The 5735-nt window shown below is 51.2% G+C and carries 4 protein-coding genes; 3 read left to right on the top strand and 1 reads right to left on the bottom strand.

Annotation, left to right across the window (positions count from 1 at the left end):
* Positions 1-180 precede the first annotated feature (180 nt).
* A complete protein-coding gene (locus FH603_RS27560; RefSeq protein WP_186742467.1) occupies positions 181-2220 on the top strand; it encodes a PAS domain-containing sensor histidine kinase in 2040 nt (679 codons plus the stop codon).
* 70 nt (positions 2221-2290) lie between these two features.
* Here the strand turns inward: FH603_RS27560 and FH603_RS27565 are convergent, their stop codons facing one another.
* The gene (locus FH603_RS27565) at positions 2291-3646 is read right to left on the bottom strand and encodes a sensor histidine kinase (protein ID WP_186742469.1); all 1356 of its coding nucleotides are present in this window, start codon (positions 3644-3646) and stop codon (positions 2291-2293) included.
* Between the two features lie 328 nt (positions 3647-3974).
* Between FH603_RS27565 and FH603_RS27570 the strand changes: the two genes are divergently transcribed.
* Both FH603_RS27570 and FH603_RS27575 read left to right on the top strand, forming a co-directional pair.
* Positions 3975-4511, top strand: a complete 537-nt coding sequence (locus tag FH603_RS27570; protein ID WP_186742471.1) for a pyridoxamine 5'-phosphate oxidase family protein — start codon at positions 3975-3977, stop codon at positions 4509-4511.
* A 72-nt stretch (positions 4512-4583) separates the two neighbouring features.
* Positions 4584-5453 (top strand): tetratricopeptide repeat protein, encoded by an 870-nt coding sequence (locus FH603_RS27575; protein WP_186742473.1) that lies wholly within the window; start codon positions 4584-4586, stop codon positions 5451-5453.
* The last annotated feature ends 282 nt before the right edge of the window (positions 5454-5735 follow it).

Raw genomic sequence — 5735 nt, forward strand, 5'->3', positions numbered from 1 at the left:
TGAATGAACTCATCCAGCAAATGAGCATCTTCTACTAGCTTACGCATGATTGGAGTTTGTTTGAGTTATGCTGAACCTAAATTGCAAACCTTTTTCCTAATGTCTATAATTACAAGATTTGTCAAAAGTAAAGCGTTTATTCTTACTTAATTTACGTGGTATTTCTCAACGTTACCCGTTATGACCGGCGAACAGACGCCTTTCAATATTGACATGGCCGCCCAGAACAGGCGGTTAGCGTATGCGCTTCAGGCAGCGAACGTAGGCACCTGGGATTATGACTTTGGTACCAATCAGGTTCAGTGGTCACCTATCTGCAAAGCATTATTCGGGCTACCGGCGGATACCGACGTAACGGCCGCTATACTACTGCAGCAAGTTCACCCCGAGGATCGGGACCGGGTGCATGCATCCAATATGCAGGCCTTGAACCCAACCAGTAAGGGAGACCATGACATTGTTTTTCGTACTCTTCAGATGGACGGTACCATTCGATGGGTACAGGCCAAGGGGCTAACCTTATGGAACGATGAGGGGCAGTTAATCCGCTTTAGTGGGGTCGTTCAGGACGTGACCGAACAGGTTGTAGCCCGCCAGCAGCTGGAGGAAAGTGATCGATTTTCGCGCACCGTATTTTATAACTCGCCCGTAGCCAAGCTGGTATATGTAGGCGACGAGATGATCCTGCGGGAGGCAAACGAAATGATGCTCGCCATACTGGGACGAACCAGTTCCATCATTGGCAAACCGCTGCTGGAATCTGTCCCTGAGCTGAAAGGCACCCAGCTGACGGAGCAGTATCATCGCGTACTGGCTACCGCAGAGACCTATGTTAAATTAGCTGAGCCCATTGAACTGATCAGAAACGATGTACCCTACCAGGGCTATTATAATTATACCTACAAACCACTGCTCAATACGGCCGGAGACGTATATGGAGTTATATGCACCGTTATTGAAGTTACTACACAGGTAATAGCCCACCAGAAGCTGGAAGAGGCCGAAGCTGGTTTGCGTAACGCCATTGAACTCGCCCAGTTAGGCACCTGGAGTATTGACGTAGCCGCCAACCGACTAACCCTTTCAGACCGGCTGATCGAATGGCTTGGCTATGACCCACAGCCGCAAACGTTTGACAAGATAATTTCCGGTCTGGAAGCTGGCGACCGGATGCCTTTTAAACGCGCCCTGGCCTGGGCGCTAAATCCTGAATCCGGGGGTGTTTTTAACGTAACAAGTACCGTCGTTCATCCACAGACAGGTCAGAAACGCATCCTGCACGCCCAGGGGAAGACCGTGTTCGATGCCGCCGGGAAAGCGGTTCGTCTGATTGGCACGGCACAGGATATAACCCTGCAACGGAATATGCAGCAGACACTTGAGAACGAGGTGTCTATACGCACTCAGGAGCTGGCCGTATCGAACCAGGAATTAGCGGCCAGCATCGACGAGTACGCGGCTATCAACGAAGAACTGGAAGAGGCTAACAGACTACTTTATCAGTCCAACAATAACTTGCAGGAGTTTGCCTATGTGGCTTCTCACGACCTGCAGGAGCCTTTGCGAAAAATACAGCAATTTGGGGATATCCTTCGTCAGCAGTTTGGCGACCAGCTGGGGAGTGGCGTGGGCTATCTGGAACGGATGCAGTCGGCAGCCCTGCGGATGTCCAACCTGATTCGGGATTTGCTGAGTTTCTCGCGTATATCGACGGGCCAGGAGCAGGTAGAGCTGGTTCACCTCGGGCCTGTCATAGACCAGATTCTTATCGACCTGGAGCTGCGTATCCAGGAGACGGGGGCTGTAGTCCGGGTGGCGTCCCTGCCCAGCGTAAACGGTGATGCCTCCCAGCTGAGTCAACTCTTTCAGAACCTGATCAGCAATGCACTCAAATTTCGGAATCCGTCCGAAGCCGTACCGCTGGTCCACATCCAGAGTGAGATGGTAGCAGCTATGAACCTGCCACCTGCCGTCAAACCGGCCCGGCTCGTCAACACCTACCATCGTATCGATGTGATCGACAACGGTATTGGTTTCGAAGAGCAGTACATAGACCGCATTTTTCAGGTTTTTCAGCGCCTGCATGGCCGCAGTGAGTATGCCGGTACGGGCATTGGTCTGGCTATAGCCAAGAAGGTGGTCGTCAACCACGGCGGGGCCATCACGGCTCACAGCGCGCCCGGTCAGGGAGCTACGTTCAGCGTGTATCTCCCCGCCTGAACAAACGCCAGGCTATATACGTAGTTCGTGAAACGGGTATACCACCTTTTTATGACGTCAGAATCGACAGTTACACGGCCAGAAAAACGCTGAACGTTGCCCCTTGACCTGGTTGGCTGGTGGCTTTGATAGCACCCCCATGATTCACGGCTACTTTTTCGCAGATCGATAAGCCAATGCCTGTACCGGCATACTCGCTTCGGCCATGCAGGCGCTGAAAAACCTGGAAGATTCGATCAGCCTGGTCTTCATGAAAACCAATGCCATTGTCGGTTACAGTGATCTTATGGTAGGCAATAGCCCCTTTCACCAGGTTGATGCCAGCGGGCAAGTGGTCGGCTGCAATCCAGCTGGCCTGTATCCTGATCAAAGGTGTCACACCTGATTTGCGAAACTTAATGGCGTTGCTGAGTAAATTTTGAAAAAGCTGACCAAGCTGTAGGGGATCACCCAGGACAACTGGCAGCGGATCAACCTCAACGACCGCTCCGGTTTCGGAAATGACCAGTTCCAGGTCGTTCAGCACCGAGCCCACGGTAGATGTAAGCGGTACCAGAACGCTTTTCTCACGCTGGGTCGAAAGGCGGGAATACAGGAGCAGATCACCGATAAGGGTAGACATGCGGGCACTCGCCCCCGTCATCCGGGTAAGTATGTCCAGGCCGGGGCCTTCGAGAACTGACCCGAACTGATCGCTCAATAAAGAAGCAAAAGACTGGATCTTACGCAGTGGCTCCTGCAAATCGTGGGAGGCTACGTAAGCAAACTGCTGAAGGTTTTTGTTGGACCGAAGGAGTTGCTCGTTGGTGTGCGTGAGTTTGTCGTTCGAAGCGGCTAGCTCCTCATTCACCGCTTCCAGTTCCTGCGTACGCTCGTATACCTGCTGCTCCAGTTTATTGGCCAGCGCTTTATAACGCTCCTCATTCTGGCGTAGGATTGCGTTGGCCTTTCGCAACGCCAGCAGATTTACAACCTGTCGGGCCAGCGTCTGCAATGACGTCTGCTGGTCCGGGCTCAGTTGCTTCATCTGCCGATCAATCACACACAGCGAGCCCAGGGCAAACCCATCGGCATCGACCAGCGGCACGCCCGCGTAGAAGACTATATGAGGGTCACCCGTAACCAGAGGATTGTCGGCAAATCGCTGATCGACCCGGGCATCGGGAACAACGAACATCCCAGTCGTTTGCTGAATGGTTTCGTTACAAAAAGCTAGTTCCCGGGCAGTTTCCCGTACGGGAAGGCCATGATTCGATTTGAACCACTGCCTTTTTTGATCGATGAGGCTGATGAGCGAAATTGGCGTTTGGCAGATCTGGGAAGCCAAACGGGTTATGGCATCATAATCTTCTTCAGGCAACGTGTCAAGGATACCGTACTCGTATAAAGCGTTGAGTCTACTACCCTCCTGTAACGAATCGATCATTATAAAAAAAATAGGCAATTACCAGTACGACCTAACTAATATCGTCCTGCTTTGCAACTGTAACTCGTTTTCCTCACCTAATTGTTTAATAGTAATTGACAGTATCGCTAAGAATACGGCTTGTTTCAGTAAACAAGCCCCTGCTGACAGGTTCTCCCGGGAGGGTATTAGGGGCATCAGGGCAGTGAACGCTGAGTCGTCTACCAGTCCAGCTTACGACGGCATCGCCATACAATAAAGAAATGACCCATTGATGATTATTACCGAGAAGGTTAGCGCTGCCTTTTGTAGTAGATGGGTAACGATTCATCTACTACAGAAAAACCGCATGGATAGCATTAACCAGCAGCAGCCCGAAGAAAATCATAAAGACCTGGCGGGTACCGAAGCCGGCAAGAAGATTAAAGAACTTGTCGATAAAAGCAACACGTGCTATTTCTGCACCCAAATCACGACCGGGCAACCTTTGAAAACAAGGCCTATGTCGGTTCAGAAAGTAGATGAAGCCGGTAATCTCTGGTTTCTGAGTGCCGACGACAGCCACAAGAATGCAGAAATCCTGGTCGACAACAAGGTTCAGCTGTTGTTTCAGGGATCTGCCTACTCCGAATTTCTGAGTATATACGGTGTAGCCACCATTACGAAAGACAAGGAACTTATAAAGGAGCTTTGGGAGCCGATTGTAAAAACGTGGTTTACGGGAGGCATCGATGATCCCCGCATTACGGCCATAAAAGTTGAAACCGAAGATGGCTATTACTGGGATAATAAGCATGGTAACGCCGTAGCGTTCGTAAAGATGGCTGCCGGGGCCCTGCTGGGCAAAACACTGGATGACTCGATCGAAGGAAATTTAACTGTGTAAAAACGTATCTGGCACGAGAATACACCCGTGCCAGATTAAATTCTCTACCCACCGCCCGGGTAAGCTGTACCTATGCTCGAACTACTAGCGCTTACTGCTTTTATTAGCTATATCGTTTACCTTCGGTCCTATGCCGATCAGCGGTCTAAAGCTGAAATAGAGGCTGAGCGGATCAAGGACGGGATTTTACTCTACCAAAGCGAGCAGTACGAGAAAGCAATGACCTATTTTAATGAAGTGCTTCAGTCGAAGCCTTCCTCGGCGGTAGCCTACCTCTTTCGGGCACGCATTCACCGGGCGCGGGGCGATTTGCAGGCAGCACTCACGGATCTATCAACGGGGAAAAGCTATGACGATACCGTTGCGGAGCTGCACCTGGAGAGCGGGCAGATTCAGTATCAGGCCCGGGCGTATCAGGCCGCTTTTCAGGATTTCGACAAAGCTGTTTTCCACAGCCACGGGGATAAAGCAGAACCTTACCACTGGCGCGGATTGACTCGTCAGCACCTCCAGCAGATGGAGGAAGCAGCCAATGACCTGGCCAAAGCCACCCAAATCGATCAACGCCCGCCCCTGCCTATACTACCCTACCCCTCAGGCAAAGCCGGATTTCTGGATCGGCAGCTTCTGCTCCACGCCGGCCTGACGATTTTTAGTGCGCTGATTTTGCTTGACATCATTAAACAGAGTTCGGTTATTCACTGGCCTTACCTTTGGGCAGCTACCTCGGCGGTAGGTCTTGGTTTCCTCGAACCCCGAAAAGGCTGGGCACTGGCCCTGCTTCAGGTATTTCTTATCGGGATCGGGTATTATGCAGTCATAGGCCCATCGCCCCTCAGTACCCATCGCGAAGTCGAACTATTCAGCCTGTATGGCTCAGCAGGGCTCACGTTCGCTGGCAGCCTGATTGGAAGCGTGCTTCGGAAAGCGTACGCGCATTAAAATCGGTTTTTGCCAAAACGCATGTGATACCCATTCAACATAAAAAACATGAGTCATCCCGAATTTTAAAAGTCGCTACCTGTTTAAAGTTCGGAGTGAAAACAAGGGTATTGCGTGTGGTGTTAAGGCCCTTGACCTACCGGATATACACTTCTCTTTTTTCCTACAGAAAAGCCCTGTAGGGGCGACATGTCAATAGAAAAGAAAGAAGGGGTAGGCCCGTAAAGCGCCGTAGGTGCGACCTAATCCAGTTCAGTTAGGTCGCACCTACGGCGCTTTAGA

It is taken from the genome of Spirosoma utsteinense (assembly GCF_014282275.1).
In the GTDB taxonomy this organism is placed as follows: domain Bacteria; phylum Bacteroidota; class Bacteroidia; order Cytophagales; family Spirosomataceae; genus Spirosoma; species Spirosoma utsteinense.

Excerpts from the sequence above, each read along its gene's own strand:
- FH603_RS27575 (WP_186742473.1), top strand. The coding sequence starts at position 4,584 with ATGCTCGAACTACTAGCGCTTACTGCTTTTATTAGCTATATCGTTTAC.
- FH603_RS27565 (WP_186742469.1), bottom strand. The coding sequence starts at position 3,646 with ATGATCGATTCGTTACAGGAGGGTAGTAGACTCAACGCTTTATACGAG.
- FH603_RS27560 (WP_186742467.1), top strand. The coding sequence starts at position 181 with ATGACCGGCGAACAGACGCCTTTCAATATTGACATGGCCGCCCAGAAC.
- FH603_RS27570 (WP_186742471.1), top strand. The coding sequence starts at position 3,975 with ATGGATAGCATTAACCAGCAGCAGCCCGAAGAAAATCATAAAGACCTG.